Raw genomic sequence first — 16,669 nt, forward strand, 5'->3', positions numbered from 1 at the left:
AGGCACGCTGCGATGGCGGATGAATTTAAATTTGTAAACTGTGTTTATATGTTTTGTGGCGAAGAACGGAACCTCTCTGCGAAGCGCCGGGCTAGGGGATGAACGGGGAACAGACCGGGCGGGCGTGTTCGCGGAAGAAGGCGGCAGCCCAGCGGGCGATCTGCCGGTTGTCCGGGCTCAGCTGCCGCAGCGATTCCCAGGCCCGCGCGGTGACGTCCGCCGGCAGCAGGCCGTTGCCGTAGCGGTCGAGCAGGGCGGCCAGGTAGCCGGCGGTGAACTCCGGGTGGAACTGCACCGAGCGCGCCGGGAAGGCGTACTCCAGCACGCCGTGCGGGCAATGCGCGGAGCCGCCGGCCACCCGCGCCTGCGGCGGCAGGCTGCTGACCTGGTCCTGGTGGAACACCAGGGTGGCCGCGTCCTCCAGGCCCTCGGCGTCGTACCGGTAGGCCTGGGCGCCGACGCCCCAGCCGACCTCGGCGCGGGTGGTGCGGCCGTCGAAGGCGTCGGCCATGATCTGGTGCCCGAAGCAGATGCCGAACACCGGCCGGCGCAGGCTGCGTAGGCGCCGCAGCAGGGCGACCAGATGCAGCATCCAGGGGCTGTGTTCGTAGCAGCTATGGCGCGAGCCGGTCAGCAGGTAGCCGTCGAAGGCGGTGGCCTCGGGCAGCGGCTCGCCGCGCACCGCCGAGACGTAGGTGAAGTCCGCCTCGGGCAGCGCCGGGGCCAGCCAGCTTTCGATCATCGCCGGGTAGCTGCCGAAAGCGTCCTGCAGTTCCTCGGGGATCAGGCCGTTCTCGATGATGCACAGGCGCATGGCGTTCTCCTCAGAGCTGCCCGAGCAGGCCCTTGGCCCAGGCCAGCGCCGCGTCGCCGGGCAGCTCGCCGCTGGAGGCGTCGTGCTGGCCGTGCTCGCCGACCTGCTGTGCGCCCAGCTCCACGAGGGCGTCGGCGATGATCCGGCTGCCGCGGTTGAAGGTCTCGTAGAAGCTGTCGCCCAGGCCGAAGGTGGCGAAGCGCAGGCCGGCCAGGTCCGGGCGCTGGCCTTGCAGCGCGGCGTGGAAGGGCTGGGCGCTGTTGGGCAGCTCGCCGTCGCCGTAGGTGGAGCAGACGATGACGTGGAAGTCCTGCGGGTTCAGCGTGGCCGGATCGAAGGCGGCCATGTCGCGGACCTGGGTGGGGTAGTCGGCGCCCAGGGCGTCGGCGAGGTCGTCGGCGACCATCTCGGCGTTGCCGGTCTCGGTGCCGAAGAGGATGAGGATGTTCATGCGGGGTTCTCCTGGGGGCTGCGGGCGATGGCGAGTATGCCGGCGCGGTCGGTGATCTTGCGGCGCACGCGGCCGGGGGCGGCGGCCCGGGTTTCGGCGTGGTCGATGCGCTGCCACTGCGGGTAGCCGACGGTGCGTTCGCGCAGCCCGGCGGGCAGGGCGGCGAGGCCGGGGCGGCCATTGCGCGGCGTGGCCTGCTGGTCGGCGACCATGGTCTCGGCGACCAGGCGGGCGTCCAGGCGGTTCTCCGGGATGGTCCCGCGCGGGCCGCGGCGCAGCCAGCCGACGCAGTACAGGCCGTGGTCCAGGCGGCCACGTTCGAGGTCGGCGTTGGCGCCCCGCAGGGCGTCGCGTTGCAGCAGGCCGTCGGCCGCTTCCTCGAAGCCGATGGCGCTGACCAGGCTGTCCACCTCCAGGCGCAGTTCGCGGCCGTCGGCGTGGCGCAGTTCCAGGGCTTCGACGCTTGCGGCGCCGTGGATGGCCTGGGGTGTCCAACCGAAGTGGAAGACCAGTTCGCGGCCGGCTGCCGGCTGCTCCTGCGCGGCCAGCGCGCGCAGCACGTCCAGGCGCGCCTGCTCGGTGGCGTCGGCACAGGGGGCGTCTGCCGGCGGCAAGTCCTCGATGCGGATGCGCACCCCGGCCAGCTTGCCCAGCTCGCGCAGCATCACCGGGTCGAAGCGGGCCTGGGCGGCGGGCGAGCGGCCGAGGATGTCGATGCGCTCCACGCCTTCGGCCAGCAGCGCCTGCAGCGGCGCCTCGGCGATGTCGGAGCCGGCGAAGTCCTCGGCCGACTTGGCCAGCAGGCGCAGCAAGTCGACGGCCACGTTGCCGTTGCCGACGATGGCCACGCGGCGGCCGAACGCCGGGGCGAAGCCCTGTTCGTCCGGGTGGCCGTTGAACAGCCGGGTGACGCGGCCGGAGCCGTAGACGCCGGGCAGCTCGTCGCCGGGGATGCCCAGGCGGCGGTCGCCGTACAGGCCGGTGGCGAGCACCACCAGGTCGAAGGCCTCGCGCAATTGCTCCAGGGACAGGTCGCGGCCCACCTCCAGGTTGCCGAGGAATGCCACGCCTTCGCGCTCGAACAGCCGCTCGAACTGCCGGCACACCGCCTTGGTGCCCTGGTGGTCCGGCGCCACGCCGTAGCGCACCAGGCCGAAGGGCGCGGGCAGGCGTTCGAGCAGCACGATCTGCGCGTCCGCCCAGTGCTTGCGCAGGGCCTGGGCCAGGTAGCAGGCCGAGGGCCCGCTGCCGACGATGGCTACGCTGGGTGCGTTCATTTCGCCGGCACCGCGTCGAAGCGGATCGGCAGGCGGGTGGCGCCGGTGTTGCCGCTGTCCGGCAGCCATTCGGCCTCGCCGTTGGGCGCCGGGTGCTTCAGGTGCTGGGCGAGCAGGGCCAGGGCCGCGGTCATGTCGCCGCGGGCGATGAAGTGGCCGATGCAGTGGTGCGCGCCGGCGCCGAAGCCGAAGTGCGGCAGGCGCTTGGCGGTGATGTCGAAGCTGGCGTCCTCGAAGGCGTGCGGGTCGCTGCCGGCGGCCTGGCTGAACAGGTGCACGGTGGTGCCTTTGGCGATGTGCAGACCCTGGTATTCGAAGTCTTCCAGCGCCTCGCGGGTGACCCAGGTGACGGTCGGGCGCACGCGCATCACTTCTTCCACGGCGGCGCGGGCCAGTTCCGCGTCGTTGCCCAGCAGCTCCCATTGCGCGGGGTGCTGGAGGAAGGTGTCCATGGCCAGGCTGAGCTGGTTGCGGGTGGTGTCGATGCCGCCGAAGATCGCCAGGACGATCATGTCGTACAGCTCCTGGTCGCTGAGGGCGTTCTTGTCCTCTTCGTTGGCGCGCACCAGGCTGCTGAGGAAGTCCTCGCCCAGGCCGTTGCGCTTGAGCGCTTCCACCGCCTGGCGGGCGTAGCCGAACAGCTTGTCGGTGGCGGCGTTGATGCGCGCCTCGTCGCGCTTGAAGGTCACGCCCAGGGCCAGGCCCATCTCCACCGCCAGGTCGGCCAGGCCCTTCCATTGGCTGATCGGCAGGCCGAGCAGCAGGCAGATCACCTGGGTGGCGTAGGGTTCGGCGAACTCGCTGACGAACTCGCACTCGCCGCGGCCTTCGAACTGCGCGATCAGGTCGCCGGCCAGGCGCTGGAAGTCCGGCATCATCTGCTTCACCAGCTTGGGCGCGAAGGCCGGGTTGGCCAGGCGGCGCAGGCGCGAATGGTCGGCGCCCTCCTTGCTCAGCAGCATGCGCATCCACCAGTCGGCGAAGCTGCCGCTGGCGTTGTTGTGCGCGGGCCAGGCGTAGCTGCCCTGGCGCAGGCGCTGGTCGCGCAGCAGCTTGTTCACCTCGTCGTAGCGCAGCACGGCGATGCCATAGGGCGTGCGGGCGAACCAGCTTTGCGCGCGGGCATCCATCACCGCCTGGGAGCGGATGGAGAAGCTCGGGTCGCTGACATCCAGGTAGGGCGCGTCATCGAGGCGGGTAGGGGCGCTGGTGGTCATTCGGACACCTCCGTTCTGGCGCTTGCCGCCAGTGGGCGGTGCGCTGTTGTTGTGATGGGCGATGCCGGGCGGCGCCGCCATCCGCCGTCGGTGGGCGGCGGGGGATGGATTTGAATTTAAAATATGGTTTCATAGTTTTCAACAGGCTTTTTCCACCTTTCCGGTGCCTTTTGGATGGGGCTTGGTTGCTCGTGAAAGCGAGAATCCAGGTTTCATGCGGGTTTCAGCGCAGCGGATGAGGCAAATAAAAAATCTGTTTTAAAATCTTTAAGGAGGAAGCGCCATGAAACCATCCCGTGCCATCGCTGTGCTGCACGATGCCGCCGACGTCGCCGGCTGCCTGCCGGAGCTGTTCGCCGAGCAGGGCATCGACCTGGAATTGCGCTGCGTAGAGAAAGGCCTGCCGCCGCCGGAGCGCCTGGAACTGCTGCTGGTGCTGGGCAGCCCCGAGTCGGCCTACGACCACCGCGTGCCCTGGCTGGGCGGCGAACTGGCCTGGCTGAAGGCCGTGCAGGCGCGCGGCGTGCCGACCTGGGGAATCTGCTTCGGCAGCCAGCTGCTGGCCCGCGCCCTGGGCGGCGAGGTGTACCGCAACCGCCAGGCCGAGATCGGCTGGACGCCCATCGACACCCCAGAGGCGGACTGGGCCTTCCGCGGTCCCTGGCTGAACTTCCACTTCGACGCCTTCACCCCGCCGCCGGGTGCCACCCTGTTGGGTGCCACCGAGCTGGCGGCTCAGGCCTATAGCCATGGGCGCAGCCTGGGCGTGCAGTTCCACCCGGAGATCGACACGGCGATGTTCGACACCTGGATCGCCTATTGGCGGCGCAGCGAGGAGGGCCGGCGCTTTATGGCCGAGGCGGGGGATTTGCCGGAGCGGATTCGTGCGGAGATCGCCGAGCGGGAGGGGGTGAACAAGGGGAATTGCCGGGGGTTGCTGGGGGATTTTCTGGGGCGGTTGTGATTGGGGGGGTTGCTTGTTGCTTGTTGTAGGAGCGAGCTTGCTCGCGAACGGAGTCTGCCGGCGGTCGCGGTGTGTGAGGTTGGCTCCGTCCCCTCTCCCTAACCCTCGGCTGCGCGCCCCGCCCTGAAGGGAGAGGGGACCGTTCGGTGTGCTCGGCTGTTCTGGCGTTAGCCGGCTACGCCGGAGGTACCGGCATGAGCCACATTCCCCCTTGGCACGGACGGCTCCCTCTCCCTCTGGGAGAGGGCTGGGGTGAGGGTGACGGACTTCGACGACGCTCCGGAGCACGGCTGGACTTCGTTCCCTCACCCTAACCCTCTCCCGGAGGGAGAGGGGACCGTTCGGTGCGTTTGGTTGTGCTGGCGTTAGCCGGCTGCTCCGGAGGTACCGGCATGAGCCACATTCCCCCTTGGCACGGACGGCTCCCTCTCCCTCTGGGAGAGGGCTGGGGTGAGGGTGACGGACTTCGACGACGCTCCGGAGCACGGCTGGGCTCCGCTCCCTCACCCTAACCCTCTCCCATAGGGAGAGGGGACCGTTCGGTGCGTTTGGTTGTGCTGGCGTTAGCCGGCTGCTCCGGAGGTATCGGCGTAAACCATGTTTCCCGGCCGCACGGACAGTCCCCTCTCCCTCTGGGAGAGGGCTGGGGTGAGGGTGACGGACTTCGACGACGCTCCGGAGCACGGCTGGGCTCCGCTCCCTCACCCTAACCCTCTCCCATAGGGAGAGGGGACCGTTCGGTGCGCTTGGCTGTTCTGGAGTTAGCCGGCTACCCCGGAGGAGCCGGCGTAAACCATGTTCCCCGGCGGCACGGACAGCTCCCTCTCCCTTCAGGGCGGGGCGCGCAGCCGAGGGTTAGGGAGAGGGGACGGAGCTAACCCCACACACCGTAGCCGCCGGCAGACTCCCTTCGCGAGCAAGCTCGCTCCTACGAAAGACGCCGGCGCAGGGACAGTCAGAGCTTGATCCAAGTCGCCTTCAACTCGGTGTACTTGTCGAACGCATGCAGCGACTTGTCCCGGCCATTGCCCGACTGCTTGAAGCCGCCGAAGGGCGCGGTCATGTCGCCGCCGTCGTACTGGTTCACCCACACGCTGCCGGCGCGCAGGGCGCGGGCGGTCTGGTGGGCCTTGGTGATATCGCGGGTCCAGACCGCCGCGCCCAGGCCGTACTGGGTGTCGTTGGCGATGCGGATGGCTTCCTCGGCGCCTTCGAACTCGATTACCGAGAGCACCGGGCCGAAGATTTCCTCGCGGGCGATCTTCATGGCGTTGCTCACGCCGTCGAACAGCGTCGGCTCCACGTAGGTGCCGCCGGTTTCCTCCAGCACCTGGCGGCCGCCGGTCATCAGCCGGGCGCCCTCGGCCTTGCCGGCTTCGATGTAGCCCAGCACCTGCTCCAGCTGGCGGCCGTCCACCAGGGCGCCGACGTTGGTTTCCGGGTCCAGCGGGTGGCCGGCTTTCCAGCCTTTCAGGGCCTCGACCACCATGGGCACGAACTGCGCCTTGATGGACTTCTCCACCAGCAGGCGCGAGCCGGCGGTGCAGACCTCACCCTGGTTGAAAGCGATGGCAGCTGCCGCGGCTTCGGCGGCCGCCTGCAGGTCCGGGGCGTCGGCGAAGACGATGTTCGGGCTCTTGCCGCCGGCCTCCAGCCACACGCGCTTCATGTTCGATTCGCCGGCGTAGACCAGCAGTTGCTTGGCGATTTTGGTCGAGCCAGTGAACACCACGGTGTCCACGTCCATGTGCAGCGCCAGGGCCTTGCCGACGGTGTGGCCGTAGCCCGGCAGCACGTTGAGCACGCCCTTGGGCAGGCCGGCGTCCAGCGCCAGCTGGGCGATGCGGATGGCGGTCAGCGGCGAGCGCTCGGACGGCTTGAGGATCACCGAGTTGCCGGTGGCCAGGGCCGGGCCGAGCTTCCAGCTGGCCATCATCAGCGGGAAGTTCCACGGCACTATGGCGGCGACCACGCCCACCGCCTCGCGGGTGACCAGGCCGAGCTGGTCGCGCGGGGTGGCGGCCACTTCGTCGTAGACCTTGTCGATGGCCTCGCCGCTCCAGCGGATGCTGTCCACCGCGCCGGGCAGGTCGACGTTCAGCGAGTCGCCGATGGGCTTGCCCATGTCCAGGGTTTCCAGCAGCGCCAGTTCCTCGGCGTGTTCTTCCAGCAGCTTGGCGAAGCGCACCAGCACGGCCTTGCGCGCGGCCGGCGCCTGCTGCGACCAGGTGCCTGCCTCGAAGGCGGAGCGGGCGCTCTGCACGGCGCGCTCGGCATCGGCGGCGTCGCAGCTGGCGACCTTGGCCAGCAGGCGCCCGTCCACCGGGCTGAGGCAGTCGAAGGTGGCGCCGTCGGCGGCGTCGCGGTACTGGCCGTCGATGAAGGCGCGGCCTTCGATGCGCAGTTGGCTGGCGCGGGCTTCCCAGTCGGCTCGGGTCGCTTGGGTCATGGTGGGGTCGCTCCTGATCGTTGTTGTGGTGTGGATGGCCGCCGGGTAGGCGAGCCGAATAATACATATGAGACCATATCTTAAGCCCTCGCCAGTGCCAATAGTCGCCTGCGAAGCGCTGCCGGTCAGCCGCCTGCAGGCCGGGCCGGTGTGAGACGCGACGCCATGGAGGGTGCCAAAGCCGACGGACGCGGCTAGGCTAAGGGCCTCGACGCGACCCCTGGAAACAACATGAACGAAGAATCCACAAGCCTGCCCGAGCGCGAACCCCTCAGCGCGGTGGACATCCGCGTGCTCGGCAGCCTGATCGAGAAGCAGCTGACCACCCCGGAAGCCTATCCGCTGACGCTCAACGCCCTGGTCACCGCCTGCAACCAGAAGACCAGCCGCGAGCCGGTGATGGACCTCAACCCCGGCCAGGTCGGCCAGGCCCTGCGCAGGCTGGAGGGCCTGGAGATGGTGCGCCTGGTGATGGGCAGCCGCGCCGACCGCTGGGAGCAGCGCCTGGACAAGGCGCTGGAGCTGGTCAAGCCGCAGTGGGTGCTGCTCGGCCTGCTGTTCCTGCGCGGCCCGCAGACGCTCAACGAGCTGCTCACCCGCAGCATGCGCATGCACGATTTCGACGACACCGAGGAAGTCCGTCACCAGCTGGAACGCCTGGCCGCCCGCGGTTTCGCCGTGCAGCTGGAACGCCAGAGCGGCCAGCGCGAGGACCGCTACATGCACCTGCTGGGCAGCGCCGCCGACCGCGAGGCCGCCATCGCCGCCAGTGGCCGTGGCGCCCCGGCGCCGCGCGGCGAGCACAGCGTGCAGGACGAGGCGCGCATCCTCGAACTGGAGGCCCGCGTGGCCGCCCTGGAGGAACGCCTGGCGCGCCTGGAACAGGACCGCGACAACGGCCTGGACTGAAACCAACGATGGCCATGGAAACGGCCGGATAAGCATTCTTTAAGAATTCGTCCGCATAGTGCCAGGACCGTTTTCATGGCTGCACAGGGGAGCTTCCATGGGGCCCAGACTTACGCAGGCGCTGCTGGTGTCGGTGCTGTGCCAGCTGTCCGAAAGCCAGCCGCGCTCGCTCGCCGAGTTGAGCGGGCAGCGCGAGAACAACCTGCTGGCGATCCGCGAGCTGTTCCGCCAGGGGCGCATCACCGGCGTGCTGCGTGACGACCCCTTCGGCGCCGAGGACGCCCAGGGCCCGCTGCTCTGCGATGCCGAGCGGCTGCGCCTGCGCCGCTCCTACGCGCTGCAGATGGAGGAACTGAACGAGCAGGCGCCGCCGACCGAGACACTGATCCGTATCTAGGGCGGCGCCTGCTCAGGCTTCAGAAGATGTAGTCGGTGGTCAGGAAGTTCGACTCGCGGCCCTGGATGATCTCGCTGATCAGCGCCTTGTTGGCGGCATTGAAGCGCGTCGCCACCAGGGTGCGGATGGAGAAGGTGCGCAGCGCGTCGTGCACCGACAGGGTGCCCTCGGCGGAGTTCTTGCGGCCGTTGAACGGGTAGCTGTCCGGGCCGCGCTGGCACTGGGCGTTGATATTGATGCGGCCGACCTGGTTGGCGAAGGCGTCCACCAGCCGGCCGACCTGCCCGGGGTCGCTGCCGAACAGGCTCAGCTGCTGGCCGTAGTCGGACTGCAGCACGTAGTCGATCACTTCCTCCAGCTCGCGGTACGGCACCACCGGCACCAGCGGGCCGAACTGCTCCTCGTGGTACAGGCGCATCTGCGCCGTCACCGGGCTGAGCAGCGCCGGGTAGAAGAAGCTCTCGCGCGACTGGCCGCCGCCGGCGTTGATCACCCTGGCGCCTTTTTCCAGGGCGTCTTCCAGCAGGCCGTTGAGGTAGTCCACCTTGCCCGGCTCGGGCAGCGGCGTCAGTGCCACGCCCGGCTCCCAGGGCATGCCCGGCTTGAGCTGGGCCAGGCGAGCGCTGAACTTGTCGAGGAAACCCTGCAGCACGCTTTCGTGGACGAACAGGATCTTCAGCGCGGTGCAGCGCTGGCCGTTGAACGACAGCGCGCCGGTGATGGCTTCTTCCACGGCGTTGTCCAGGTCCACCTGCGGCAGGACGATGCCGGGGTTCTTCGCGTCCAGGCCCAGGGCCGCGCGCAGGCGGTGCGGGCGCGGGTGCAGGCGCTTGAGATCGGCGGCGCCCTTGTGGGTGCCGATGAAGGCGAACACGTCGACCTTGCCGCTGGCCATCAGCGCCGAGACGGTCTCGCGGCCGCGGCCGTAGATGATGTTGATCACCCCCGGCGGGAAGCTGTCGCGGAAGGCCTCCAGCAGCGGGCGCATCAGCAGCACGCCGAACTTGGCCGGCTTGAAGACCACGGTGTTGCCCATGATCAGCGCCGGGATCAGCGTGGTGAAGGTCTCGTTCAGCGGGTAGTTGTACGGGCCCATGCACAGCGCCACGCCCAGCGGTACGCGGCGGATCTGGCCGAGGGTGCCCTGTTCCAGCTCGAAGCGGCTGGAGCGGCGGTCCAGCTCTTTGAGCGCTTCGATGGTGTCGACGATGTAGTCGCAGGTGCGGTCGAATTCCTTCTCCGAATCCTTGAGGTTCTTGCCGATCTCCCACATCAGCAGGCGCACCACCGCCTCGCGCTGCTCGCGCATGCGCGCCAGGAAGGTCTCCACGTGCTGGATGCGCTCGGCCACCCGCAGGTTGGGCCACAGGCCCTGGCCGTTGTCGTAGGCGGCTACGGCGGCGTCGAGGGCGGCCAGCGCGGCGTCGGCGTCCAGCAGCGGGGTGCTGCCGAGGATCACCTGGCACTCGCCCTCGGCGGTCTTCAGGAAGATCGGGCTGCGCACCGGCGCCAGCGGGCCGTCCCAGCGGCGCAGTTGGCCGTTCACCAGGTAGTCGCGTTGCTCGACCGGGGCGTCGGGGCGCCAGGCCTCGGGGATGTCGTCGATGGCGGGGAACAGGGTGTCGAGGTTGTGGCTCATGGTTCCTCCCTCAGGAACGGGCGCCGCTGGGGCAGAAGGGAAGGGCGCCCGGAATGTTGTTTTTAGCCTGGATCGGCCTGAAGGTGAATCGTTTCAGCCTGCGTTCGTCGGAAAGCCCGGCGAGGGGCTTTCAGCGGGCGCGGCCGGACGGCCGGGGCGCGGCTGGCGCCCGGGCCTCGCCGAGCAGCTCCTGCTGCTCGGCATAGCGCTCGCGCACGTCGAAGTCGCGCGGCCAGTCGTTGGCGGGGGAGGGCTTGGGCTCGCGGGCTTGGGTGGACATCGGCGGTACTCCTTTCACGGGGGAAGCCGGTGGTCCTCAGACCACCAGCGAAAGCAGCAGGATGAACACCAGGCCGACCACGGAGAGGATGGTTTCCATGGCCGTCCAGGTCTTGAAGGTCTCGGCGACGCTCATGTTGAAGTACTGCTTGACCAGCCAGAACCCGGCGTCGTTGACGTGGGAGAGGATCAGCGAGCCGGCGCCGGTGGCCAGCACCAGCAGCTCGCGGTTGACCCCCGGGATCATGCCCACCACCGGCACCACGATGCCGGCGCCGGTGATGGTGGCGACCGTGGCGGAACCGGTGGCCACGCGGATCACCGCCGCCACCAGCCAGGCCAGCAGGATCGGCGAAATCTGCGCGTGCACGGCCAGGTGGCCGATCACGTCGCCCACGCCGCTGGCCACCAGCATCTGCTTGAAGCCGCCGCCGGCGCCGATGATCATCACGATGGCCGCGGTGGGCGCCAGGCTCTGGTCGAGCAGCTTGAGGATCTGCTGCGAGCCGAAGCCGCGGGCGTAGCCGAAGGTGTACAGGGCCAGCAGCAGCGCCAGCAGCAGGGCGGTGATCGGGTGGCCGATCATGTCCATCCAGGCGCGGAAGGCGTGGCCGTCGGGCAGCAGCACGTCGGCGAAGGTCTTCAGCAGCATCAGGAACACCGGCAGCAGCACGGTCAGCAGGGTGATGCCGAAGCTGGGCAGGTTGCTGGTCTCCGGCTCATGGGCGATCTGCGCCACCAGCTCCTCGGACGGGCTGCCGGGGATCACCCGGGCGATCCAGGCGCCGAACAGCGGGCCGGCGATGGCCGCGGTGGGCAGCGCGACGATCAGGCCGTAGAGAATGGTCTTGCCGATGTCGGCGCCGAACACGCCGATGGCCAGCAGCGGGCCCGGGTGCGGCGGCACCAGGCCGTGCACCGCGGAAAGCCCGGCCAGCAGCGGGATGCCGATCTTGATCAGCGACACGCCGCTGCGCCGCGCGACGATGAACACCAGCGGGATCAGCAGGATGAAGCCGATCTCGAAGAACAGCGGGATGCCCACCAGGAAGGCCGCCAGCATCATCGCCCAGTGCACCTTGCGCTCGCCGAAGGCGTCGATCAGGGTGCGGGCGATCTGATCGGCGCCGCCGGACTCGGCCATCATCTTGCCGAGCATGGTGCCCAGGGCGAGGATCACCCCGACGAAGCCGAGCACCCCGCCGAAGCCGTCCTGGAAGGCCTTGACGATCTGCGCCACGGGCATGCCCGAGGTCAGGCCGAGGAAGCCGGCGGCGATGATCAGGGCGAGGAAGGGGTGGATCCTGAAGCGGGTGATCAGCACGATCAGGCCGATGATGGTGACCAGCGCATCCAGCAGCAGGTAGGTGTCGTGGGACAGACCGAACATGGCGGGGCTCCCTTGTCTTTGTTTTTACGGGCGTTTTGGGATAGCGCTGTCTTCAGCGCGCGGCAAAAATCGGTTCAGGCCGGCTCGTGGGCGCGCCACCAGGCCAGGGCCTGCTCGACGATGATTTCCACCGGCAGGGTGGCATCGACGGCGAGGGTCAGCGGTTCGTCGTGGGGCGGTTCCAGGGCGGCGAACTGGCTGTCCACCAGGGTCGCCGGCATGAAGTGCCCGGGGCGTTCTGCGACGCGGCGCGCGGCTTCCTCACGGGGCAGTTCGAGGAACACCACGCCCAGGCCCGGCACGGCCTCGCGCAGGCGTTCGCGGTAGGCCAGCTTGAGCGCCGAGCAGGTCAGCACCGGGCGCTGGCCGGCGGCCACGGCCTGGCGCAGCAGCTCGGCCAGGGTGGCCAGCCAGCCGGCGCGATCGTCGTCGGTCAGGGGGATACCGGCGCTCATCTTGCGGATGTTCTCGGCCGGGTGGAAGGTGTCGCCTTCGATCTCGTGGGCGCCGCTGGCGCGGCACAGCGCCTGGCTGACGCTGGTCTTCCCGCAACCGGAGACACCCATGATCAGCAGGGCGTGGATGGGGGGGAGCATATCGCACCTCGGTGGGGAGACAGCGCTGTCTTTAAAAGTCGAAGCCAAGAGCATGGGGCTGCCTCCGCTTTCTTGTCATTCTAGTGTTTGCGTATGGTCTCCGCGGTTTTTCCGCCGCAGCGCGATCCGGGGCTTTCAGGCAATTGCCGGGTTCGCGAGACAGCGCTACCTTAGTGCCTCGATTTTCGTTTGGCAAGCCAGCCGATGCCCTCGCAGAAGAAGAACGACAAGCACTCCCGCGCCAGCGGCCGCCCCACCCTGAACGAAGTGGCGCAGCGCGCCGGCGTCAGCCCCATCACCGCCTCCCGCGCCCTGCGCGGCGTCAGCAGCGTCGCCGAGGCGCTGGTGCTGAAGGTCCGCGAGGCCGCCGCCGAGCTGGGCTACGTGGCCAACCCCGCGGCGCGGGCGCTGGCCTCGGCGCAGAGCCACAGCGTGGTGGTGCTGGTGCCGTCGCTGTCCAACCAGCTGTTCGTCGACACCCTGGAGGCCATCCACGGCGTGCTGCGGCCCCAGGGCCTGGAGGTGCTGATCGGCAACTTCCACTACTCGCGCGACGAAGAGGAGGACCTGATCCGCAACTACCTGGCCTACCAGCCCCGCGGCCTGCTGCTCACCGGCTTCGAGCGCACCGAGAGCGCGCGACGGATGGTCGAGGCCAGCGGCGTGCCCTGCGTCTACATGATGGACCTGGACCACAGCCCCGGCCTGCACTGCGTGGGCTTCTCGCAGATCGCCGCGGGCATGGCCGCCGCCGAGCACCTGCTGGCCGGCGGGCGCAAGCGCCTGGCCTACGTCGGCGCGCAGCTGGACCAGCGCACCCTGCTGCGCGGTGAGGGTTTCCGCCGCGCCCTGCAGAAGGCCGGCTGCTACGACCCGGCGCTGGAGATGCTGACGCCGCGGCCGTCCTCGGTGGGCCTGGGCGGCGAGCTGTTCCGCCAACTGCTGGCCGCGCGGCCGGACGTGGAAGGCATCTTCTTCGGCAACGACGACCTGGCCCAGGGCGCGCTGCTGGAGGCGCTGCGCCAGGGCATCGAAGTGCCGCGGCAGGTCGCCGTGGTCGGCTTCAACGACCTGCCCAGCTCGGCCTACATGGTGCCGCGCCTGTCCAGCATCCGTACCCCGCGCGAGGCCATCGGCCGCCGCGCCGCCGAGACACTGCTGGCGCTGATCGCCGGGCGGCCGATCGCCGAGCCGGTGCAGGACCTGGGCTTCGAACTGATGGTGCGCGAGAGCAGTTGAAGCATGCACAGGGTATTTCTGCCGATCTCGCTGCGTCCGCTGCCGCCGCGCTTCATTTCCCGGGCCTTGCGGTCGCCCTGTTTCACGGCCGGCGGGGCGCGTTGCAGAGCGCCCCGCCCATCGTTCGACGGCCGGTACTGGGGAATGCCGCCGGTCTGCCGATAGGCATCAGGTACCCGCCCGGTGGTTGATCGGATGATGGCTAAGTGACATAACCGGGTTCGACACTCTCGCTGCAGTCACAGACGGATCTACATGACCAGCAATTTCGATGTCTTCACCCACGCCCGGGGAGGCTCGCGCCGGCAGCGCATCGGCGTGCTCTTCTATGCCGGCGTGCTGCTGGTCCTCACCCTGCTGGTCGGGCTGAGCGGCTGGAGCGTGTACCGCGACTACCGCAGCAGCACCGACCAGGTGCGGCAGAACCTCTCGGCGCTGGCCCGCTCGCTGGAGGGCTACATCAGCGCGCTGCTGCTGCAGAGCTACGGCAGCATCTACGCGGTGTCGGAAGACCTGCAGGGCCTGGGCGAGGTCGCCGACGCCGGCCAGGTGCGCGAGAAGCTGGTGCAGGCGATGCGCTACGACCCGGTGTCGACCTACCTGTTCGTGCTCCGCGACGGCCACCTCTACGCTGTGGACGGCCACGGCCAGCCGGCCGAGGAGCACCTGCGCCCGCTGCTCGCCCTGGGCGACCTGCCGGCCAGCGAGCGCCCGGCCTTCGGCCACACGCTGCGCGGCCCCAACGGCGCCTTCCTGCTGCCGATGTACGTCGGCCAGCGCGGCGCCGACGGCCGCACCCAGCGCGTCGGCGCGCTGATCGACACCGACCGCGTCGGCGACCTGCTGCGCCGCCTGGGCCTGGCCGAGCACATGAACGCCGGCATGTTCGACAACCTCGGCACCGTGCTCTACCGCACCCCCGACACCCTGAATTCCGTCGGCCGCCGCCTGCCGGAGTGGTCGCCGCTGTTCCCGCGCCTGGGCCGCCCGGACTTCGCCCTGGTCGAGGGCCGCAGCATCAGCGGCGAGCCGTCGCTGTTCGCCGACGCGCCCTCGGCGAGCTTCCCGATCCACGCGGTGGTCGGCCAGGCTTCGGCCAGCTACCTGCTGCCCTGGCTCAAGCGCGCCGGCTTCAGCGCCGTGCTGCTGGTCATCTGCGCCCTGGCCCTGGGCCTTTCCGCCTGGCAGCTGCGCCGGCTGATCGGCGAGATCAGCCAGAACGGCCGCTTCTACCGCCAGCTGTTCACCAACATCAACGACGGCGTGCTGCTGATCGGCGTGGACGGCCGGGTGCGCGCCACCAACGAACGCGCCGCGAGCATGTTCGGCGTCGACTCGCCGGAGCGCCTGATCGGCCTGCTGCCCTCGGAACTGTCGCCGGAGCGCCAGCCGGACGGGCGCCTGTCGCTGGTGGCCAGCCGCGCCAACCTCGAAGGGCTGCTCAGCGGCGAGCTGCGCGAGGTGGACAGCGAGTGGCAGTTCCTGCGCCGCGACACCCGCCTGCCGTTCGACTGCGAGGCCCACGTCACGCGCTTCAGCTGGCAGCAGAACGCGCTGTTGCTGGTGGTGCTGCACGACATCACCGAACGCAAGCGCTACCTCGCCGAGCAGGAATACCTGGCCAACCACGATTCGCTCACCGGCCTGCCCAACCGCTACTGGCTGGGCCGCCACATCGAGCAGCGCATCGCCCGCGGCAGCGGGCGCTTCGCCATCCTGCTGCTGGACATGAACCGCTTCAAGGAAGTCAACGACACCCTCGGCCACCAGCACGGCGACAGCGTGCTGCAGCAGGTGGGCGCGCGCCTGGGCGCCTGGCTGCGCACCCAGGAGGCCGGCATCGCCCGCCTGGGCGGCGACGAGATGGCGGTGATCACCCGCGAGCTGGACGACGAGCGCGGCGTGCCCGGGCTGTGCCAGGGCATCGCCCGGGTGCTGCGCCAGCCGCTGTCCGCCGGCGGCATCCAGCTGGAGCTGTCGGCCAGCATCGGCGTGGCCCTCTACCCGGACCACGGCGACACCCCCGGCGACCTGCTGCGCTGCGCCGACATCGCCATGTACCAGGCCAAGCACGGGCGCCGCGACTTCCTGCTCTACCAGCGCTGCGACGACACCTACACCCCCGAGCGCCTGGCCTTGCACACCGGGCTGGGGCGGGCCATCCGCGAGGGCGGGCTGCAGCTGCACTACCAGCCCAAGGTGAGCCTGGCCGACGGCCAGGTGATCGGCTTCGAGGCCCTGCTGCGCTGGGAGCACCCCGAGCGCGGCATGATCCCGCCCGGCGAATTCATCCCCATGGCCGAGTCCACCGAGCTGATCCACCCGCTCACCCGCTGGGTGCTGGACGAGGCCCTGCGCCAGCTGCGCGCCTGGAGCGAGCACGGCCTGGAAACCTGCATGGCGGTGAACATCAGCGCCAACAACCTGCGCAACCCGCACTTCGTCAGCGAACTGCAGGGCCTGCTGGCCCGCCACGGCATCGCCGGCTCCCTGGTCGAGCTGGAAGTCACCGAAGGCACCCTGCTGGAAGACCCGGAGATGGCCCTGCGCAGCCTGCAGGCGATCCGCGACCTGGGGGTGACGCTGTCGATCGACGACTTCGGCACCGGCTACTCGTCCCTGGCCTACCTCAAGCGCCTGCCGGTGCAGGTGCTGAAGATCGACCGCACCTTCGTCTCCGGCATGGCCGACAACTTCTTCGACGCCATGATCGTGCAGTCGACCATCGCCCTCGGGCACAACTTCGGCATGCAGGTGGTGGCCGAAGGCGTGGAGGACGCGGCCACGGCCACCGCCCTGGCGCGGCTGGGCTGCGACATCGCCCAGGGCTACCACTTCGGCCGCCCGATGGGCGCCGCCCAGGTGATGGACTGGCGCCTGCAGCGCCAACTGGAAGCCCTCGGCCTGAGCTGAGGCGCGCCGCGTGGTGCGCGGACAAGGTCGGGTGATTGTTACGTATTTGTTAAAAGACCTTTGTCCATATCCGGATTCAAATAGCGCTTCGATCCGGCATCATGTCCCCACTCCGCCAGGGGAATAGAGCGGGGC

The 16,669-nt window shown here is 69.4% G+C and carries 14 protein-coding genes; 5 read left to right on the top strand and 9 right to left on the bottom strand.

The genetic code is table 11. The features are described 5' to 3' along the window. Positions 1-91: 91 nt before the first annotated feature. From PM1_RS03230 to PM1_RS03245, 4 genes are read right to left on the bottom strand one after another with little or no spacing between them, the layout of a single operon-like run. Complete coding sequence (locus PM1_RS03230; protein WP_009613131.1) at positions 92-814, bottom strand: type 1 glutamine amidotransferase; 723 nt, start codon at positions 812-814, stop codon at positions 92-94. A 10-nt stretch (positions 815-824) separates the two neighbouring features. Further along, on the bottom strand, positions 825-1,265 hold the full coding sequence (locus PM1_RS03235) for a flavodoxin domain-containing protein (RefSeq protein WP_009613130.1): 441 nt from the start codon (positions 1,263-1,265) through the stop codon (positions 825-827). Further along, on the bottom strand, positions 1,262-2,542 hold the full coding sequence (locus tag PM1_RS03240) for an FAD-dependent oxidoreductase (protein WP_009613129.1): 1,281 nt from the start codon (positions 2,540-2,542) through the stop codon (positions 1,262-1,264). Before PM1_RS03240 ends, PM1_RS03235 begins: the two co-directional genes overlap by 4 nt. Next, the gene (locus PM1_RS03245) at positions 2,539-3,759 is read right to left on the bottom strand and encodes a cytochrome P450 (RefSeq protein ID WP_009613127.1); all 1,221 of its coding nucleotides are present in this window, start codon (positions 3,757-3,759) and stop codon (positions 2,539-2,541) included. Before PM1_RS03245 ends, PM1_RS03240 begins: the two co-directional genes overlap by 4 nt. A gap of 283 nt (positions 3,760-4,042) precedes the next feature. Here PM1_RS03245 and PM1_RS03250 point away from each other — a divergent pair, with 283 nt between their 5' ends. Next, on the top strand, positions 4,043-4,723 hold the full coding sequence (locus PM1_RS03250; protein WP_009613125.1) for a type 1 glutamine amidotransferase: 681 nt from the start codon (positions 4,043-4,045) through the stop codon (positions 4,721-4,723). Between the two features lie 955 nt (positions 4,724-5,678). On the opposite strand, the gene PM1_RS03255 is transcribed toward PM1_RS03250, so the two are convergent. Next, the gene (locus PM1_RS03255; RefSeq protein WP_009613123.1) at positions 5,679-7,172 is read right to left on the bottom strand and encodes an aldehyde dehydrogenase; all 1,494 of its coding nucleotides are present in this window, start codon (positions 7,170-7,172) and stop codon (positions 5,679-5,681) included. Positions 7,173-7,403: 231 nt separating this feature from the next. Here PM1_RS03255 and PM1_RS03260 point away from each other — a divergent pair, with 231 nt between their 5' ends. After that, positions 7,404-8,081, top strand: coding sequence for a YceH family protein (locus tag PM1_RS03260; RefSeq protein ID WP_009613121.1), 678 nt, complete (start codon positions 7,404-7,406; stop codon positions 8,079-8,081). A gap of 97 nt (positions 8,082-8,178) precedes the next feature. After that, on the top strand, positions 8,179-8,478 hold the full coding sequence (locus tag PM1_RS03265; protein WP_009613119.1) for a hypothetical protein: 300 nt from the start codon (positions 8,179-8,181) through the stop codon (positions 8,476-8,478). 19 nt (positions 8,479-8,497) lie between these two features. On the opposite strand, the gene PM1_RS03270 is transcribed toward PM1_RS03265, so the two are convergent. From PM1_RS03270 to PM1_RS03285, 4 genes are all read right to left on the bottom strand, one after another. After that, complete coding sequence (locus PM1_RS03270; RefSeq protein ID WP_009613117.1) at positions 8,498-10,117, bottom strand: NADP-dependent glyceraldehyde-3-phosphate dehydrogenase; 1,620 nt, start codon at positions 10,115-10,117, stop codon at positions 8,498-8,500. Between the two features lie 130 nt (positions 10,118-10,247). Next, on the bottom strand, positions 10,248-10,397 hold the full coding sequence (locus tag PM1_RS03275) for a hypothetical protein (RefSeq protein ID WP_009613116.1): 150 nt from the start codon (positions 10,395-10,397) through the stop codon (positions 10,248-10,250). 36 nt (positions 10,398-10,433) lie between these two features. Continuing rightward, positions 10,434-11,786, bottom strand: coding sequence for a GntP family permease (locus PM1_RS03280; RefSeq protein ID WP_009613115.1), 1,353 nt, complete (start codon positions 11,784-11,786; stop codon positions 10,434-10,436). A 74-nt stretch (positions 11,787-11,860) separates the two neighbouring features. Further along, a complete protein-coding gene (locus PM1_RS03285) occupies positions 11,861-12,382 on the bottom strand; it encodes a gluconokinase (protein WP_024128099.1) in 522 nt (173 codons plus the stop codon). 204 nt (positions 12,383-12,586) lie between these two features. On the opposite strand from PM1_RS03285, the gene PM1_RS03290 reads away from it, so the two are divergent. Together PM1_RS03290 and PM1_RS03295 are read left to right on the top strand one after the other, a co-directional pair. Further along, positions 12,587-13,621, top strand: coding sequence for a LacI family DNA-binding transcriptional regulator (locus PM1_RS03290; RefSeq protein ID WP_009613113.1), 1,035 nt, complete (start codon positions 12,587-12,589; stop codon positions 13,619-13,621). A 255-nt stretch (positions 13,622-13,876) separates the two neighbouring features. Beyond that, positions 13,877-16,534, top strand: coding sequence for a bifunctional diguanylate cyclase/phosphodiesterase (locus PM1_RS03295; protein ID WP_009613111.1), 2,658 nt, complete (start codon positions 13,877-13,879; stop codon positions 16,532-16,534). Positions 16,535-16,669 lie beyond the last annotated feature (135 nt).

This window comes from Pseudomonas sp. M1 (genome assembly GCF_022760135.1).
In the GTDB taxonomy this organism is placed as follows: domain Bacteria; phylum Pseudomonadota; class Gammaproteobacteria; order Pseudomonadales; family Pseudomonadaceae; genus Pseudomonas; species Pseudomonas citronellolis.

What these genes read in the sequence shown, in the direction of transcription:
- PM1_RS03280 (WP_009613115.1), bottom strand. Translation starts at nt 11,786, where the DNA reads ATGTTCGGTCTGTCCCACGACACCTACCTGCTGCTGGATGCGCTGGTC.
- PM1_RS03240 (WP_009613129.1), bottom strand. Translation starts at nt 2,542, where the DNA reads ATGAACGCACCCAGCGTAGCCATCGTCGGCAGCGGGCCCTCGGCCTGC.
- PM1_RS03260 (WP_009613121.1), top strand. Translation starts at nt 7,404, where the DNA reads ATGAACGAAGAATCCACAAGCCTGCCCGAGCGCGAACCCCTCAGCGCG.
- PM1_RS03285 (WP_024128099.1), bottom strand. Translation starts at nt 12,382, where the DNA reads ATGCTCCCCCCCATCCACGCCCTGCTGATCATGGGTGTCTCCGGTTGC.
- PM1_RS03295 (WP_009613111.1), top strand. Translation starts at nt 13,877, where the DNA reads ATGACCAGCAATTTCGATGTCTTCACCCACGCCCGGGGAGGCTCGCGC.
- PM1_RS03245 (WP_009613127.1), bottom strand. Translation starts at nt 3,759, where the DNA reads ATGACCACCAGCGCCCCTACCCGCCTCGATGACGCGCCCTACCTGGAT.
- PM1_RS03290 (WP_009613113.1), top strand. Translation starts at nt 12,587, where the DNA reads ATGCCCTCGCAGAAGAAGAACGACAAGCACTCCCGCGCCAGCGGCCGC.
- PM1_RS03265 (WP_009613119.1), top strand. Translation starts at nt 8,179, where the DNA reads ATGGGGCCCAGACTTACGCAGGCGCTGCTGGTGTCGGTGCTGTGCCAG.
- PM1_RS03235 (WP_009613130.1), bottom strand. Translation starts at nt 1,265, where the DNA reads ATGAACATCCTCATCCTCTTCGGCACCGAGACCGGCAACGCCGAGATG.
- PM1_RS03275 (WP_009613116.1), bottom strand. Translation starts at nt 10,397, where the DNA reads ATGTCCACCCAAGCCCGCGAGCCCAAGCCCTCCCCCGCCAACGACTGG.
- PM1_RS03270 (WP_009613117.1), bottom strand. Translation starts at nt 10,117, where the DNA reads ATGAGCCACAACCTCGACACCCTGTTCCCCGCCATCGACGACATCCCC.
- PM1_RS03230 (WP_009613131.1), bottom strand. Translation starts at nt 814, where the DNA reads ATGCGCCTGTGCATCATCGAGAACGGCCTGATCCCCGAGGAACTGCAG.
- PM1_RS03250 (WP_009613125.1), top strand. Translation starts at nt 4,043, where the DNA reads ATGAAACCATCCCGTGCCATCGCTGTGCTGCACGATGCCGCCGACGTC.
- PM1_RS03255 (WP_009613123.1), bottom strand. Translation starts at nt 7,172, where the DNA reads ATGACCCAAGCGACCCGAGCCGACTGGGAAGCCCGCGCCAGCCAACTG.